Source organism: Polaromonas sp. P1_E3 (assembly GCF_056405935.1).
This window is the reverse complement of the sequence record NZ_JBFUBD010000397.1, coordinates 1-2,405: the sequence shown is the minus strand read 5'-3', so window position 1 is coordinate 2,405 and position 2,405 is coordinate 1. Positions and strand designations below refer to the sequence as shown.

Below are 2,405 nucleotides of genomic sequence, written 5' to 3'. Positions count from 1 at the left end.
TCTCCTGCGTGCCGATGTTCCCGCTTGCGCCGGGCTTGTTGTCAATCACAAAAGGCCGGCCCAGCGACTTCATCAGCTCGGCCGTCAGGATGCGGCATATGTTGTCTGGCGAGCCACCGRCAGAAGACGGCACGATCAACCGGATGGGCCGGTCTGGCCAGGCGGCGCGTGCCAGCAATGGCGCCGATGCCATCGCAACGGCACCCAGCTTGAGAAGCGTTCGCCGGCTGGTTTGAAATTCAGTCATGAGGCCACCTTTTTTGATTKGTGAATGAGAAAACTGAATGATGCGTGGACAAATCCAAGGCTACAAACGACAATTTATCCGTCTTCCATGTCTTTTTCTCATGCACCATGATGCTGCGCGCGCCTTCCACGATGTCCCTGCTGTGCCTTGAAGCCAGCGCGCGGCTGCGGTCTTTTACCGCAGCCGCGCAAGAGCTGCACCTGACACAGGGCGCAGTCAGCCGCCAGATCATGGCGCTTGAAAGCCGCCTTGACCTCAAGCTGTTTGTGCGGCGCCGGGATGCGGTGGTCCTGACAGAGGCCGGCCGCTACTACCTGGACGAAGTCAGCGCCATTCTCCAGCGCCTGGAGCGCGCTACAGCCAATGTGATGGCACTCAAGGGGCGTGGTGGTTCGCTGACGCTGTCGGTGGGCGCATCGCTGGGCAGCTACTGGTTGATTCCGCGCCTGCCGGACTTCACCCGCGCGTACAGTGAAATCACCCTCAACTTTGCGACCCGCGTGGGCTCGGTTGATTTCAAGAGCATGCCGGTCGATGCCTCGCTTGAGTTCGGCGACGGAAAGCGCCCGGGCCTGCACAACGACTTTGTGCTGCCCCTGGCTATGGCCCCGTATGCCGCACCGGCCTGGATCGCCAAAAACGGAAAGACACTGACCTCCCGCACACCCGTGTCTGCCCTGGTGCACCACACCACGGTACTGGATGCCTGGCAAAAATGGTTCGACCATGCCGGACTGGGGATGGGTACCGGGCAGGAGGGGCCGCGCTATGAGTTGATGTCGATGGCGCTGAATGCCTCAGTGGTGGGCCTGGGCGCCGTGCTGCTGCCTGATTTCATGGCCAGGGATGCCGTCGCCACCGGCCGGTTACGTCGGCTCTCAAAGAAGCAATGGGTGTCTACGCGCGGCTACTACCTGGTATATCCGGAGGAATCGGCCGGACTTGAAGCCCTCAAGGTATTTCGCTCCTGGCTGCTGGCGCAAGCGACGGCCGGGCAGGTCTGAGACAAGGGCAAGTTGCAGGCCTATCCGCCGGCAGACCTCAACGCCACCAGCACCACCACGACCACAGCCAGGATCAGGGAAACACCCCGCCAGAACGCCACCGGGTTGCGCTCGAGCAAAGCCGGGCGGGTCTTGTCCAGGAATGACTGGTTGGGGTGGCGCAGGTCGTATAAAAACTCCGACAGCTCACCATAGCGCTTGGCGGGATCGGGGTGGACAGCCTTGCGGAGCACGCCGTCTATCCAGGGAGGTATGCCCTGGTCCTCATACAGCACGGAGTCATAGCGCAGCTTGCTCTGTGCAGCCCGGGTCCGGCATTTGGCCACTTCAGCGCCGTAGGGCAGTTTGCCCGTCAGCATCTGGTAGGTGATGACGCCGAGTGAGAACAGGTCAGAGCGCGCGGTGCCGCCCTCGCCCACAAAATATTCCGGCGCTGAATACTGGGCCGTGCCCAGGATGTCGTTGTGCCCGCCGGGCGCATCTGCTTCCATAAGGCTGGCCACGCGGGTTGAGCCAAAGTCAATGATCTTGGCCGTGCCGGTCTTGTCGATCATGACGTTCTCTGGCCGCAGGTCCTGGTGCAGCATCTCCAGCCGGTGAAACGCGCGCAGGCCTTTGGYGATTTGCTCCACCAGCGCACGCACGGCCTCCAGCCCAGGCCGGGGGTTGTCAATCATCCACTGGCTCAGCGTTTGCCCGTCGATGTATTCGGTGGCCACATACACATAGTGGCGCTTGCGGGTCGGCACATAAGGCTTGAGCACATGCGCGCTGTTGATGCGCCGGGCAATCCACTCTTCGGTCAGAAACCTTTCAAGGTAGGCCGGGTCGCCACCCAAATCTATGGACGGGGTTTTGAGGATGACGAGTGTGCCGGTTTCATCGTCGGTGGCCAGGTAAATATGGCTGCGGCTACTGCCGTGCACTTCGCGGATGATGGTGTAACCGTCAAACGCCGTCCTGGCTTCGAGGATGGGGGGAAGCGGCAGGCCCGACAGCTGCTGCACCATCTCACCCGCCTGCCCGGTGGGCAGCTCATCGACGCGGACAATTTGTGCCGTAAGGTTGTCGCCACTGCCTCGCTCCAGGGCTTTTTCAACGATGGATTTCGCGGCCATATCCAGCCCGCCAGGCTCGTCAGCGCAGATGTGGAT

The 2,405-nt window shown here is 61.7% G+C and carries 2 protein-coding genes and 1 pseudogene; 1 reads left to right on the top strand and 2 read right to left on the bottom strand.

From position 1 onward, the window contains the following. Positions 1 to 247 (bottom strand): annotated as a pseudogene (locus AC1D0Z_RS19740) (Bug family tripartite tricarboxylate transporter substrate binding protein); the annotation flags it as partial. 107 nt (positions 248 to 354) lie between these two features. Between AC1D0Z_RS19740 and AC1D0Z_RS19735 the strand changes: the two are divergent. Further along, entirely contained in the window at positions 355 to 1,251 is an 897-nt protein-coding gene (locus AC1D0Z_RS19735) for a LysR substrate-binding domain-containing protein (protein WP_477659874.1), read from the top strand. 20 nt (positions 1,252 to 1,271) lie between these two features. On the opposite strand, the gene AC1D0Z_RS19730 is transcribed toward AC1D0Z_RS19735, so the two are convergent. Further along, on the bottom strand, positions 1,272 to 2,405 hold a 1,134-nt coding region (locus AC1D0Z_RS19730), incomplete at its 5' end, for a serine/threonine protein kinase (RefSeq protein WP_477659873.1).